General features: G+C 72.7%; 1 pseudogene. It reads left to right on the top strand.

What is annotated here, in order from left to right:
* Positions 1 to 441, top strand: a pseudogene (locus tag DD1DGNOD_RS12015) (RND transporter); the annotation flags it as partial.
* Between the last annotated feature and the right edge of the window lie 50 nt (positions 442 to 491).

Below are 491 nucleotides of genomic sequence, written 5' to 3' on the forward strand. Positions count from 1 at the left end.
GCCGTGCTCGCGGTAGGGTTACGCCGTCGTGGCGACGCCCTACGCGCGCTGGCGGCCGCGGCGCTGGCGACCGGCGCCGGGCTGTTCCTGCTGTGGGTCCTCGGCATCCCACTGAGCCCGATCACCGTGGCGCTGGGCTCGCTGACCGCCGCAGTGGGATGCGAGTTCACCGTGCTGCTGAGCGAATCGACCCGCCGGGGCGGCCGCGCGCTGCGCACCCCCGTGCTGCTGGCGGCCACCACCTCGGCGGTCGGCTACCTGGTCCTCGCCGCCTCCGACCTCGCCGTGATCCGGCAGTTCGGTGTGCTGCTCGCCGGCGCGGTGGGTCTCGCGCTCGCCGCGGCGGGGGTGGTCGTGGCGGTGGCGCGTCCCCGATCCTCCGGGACACGAATCGCATCCGGGTCACGCCCGGTAGCGCACGAGTTGGTTGGAGTGAAGTGATGCCTGCCAAAGTCGACATCGAGGTCGAACCGGACGTCCTGCCCGAAAAC

The sequence above is a fragment of the Candidatus Protofrankia californiensis genome (assembly GCF_900634765.1).
GTDB classification, from domain to species: Bacteria; Actinomycetota; Actinomycetes; order Frankiales; family Frankiaceae; genus Protofrankia; species Protofrankia californiensis.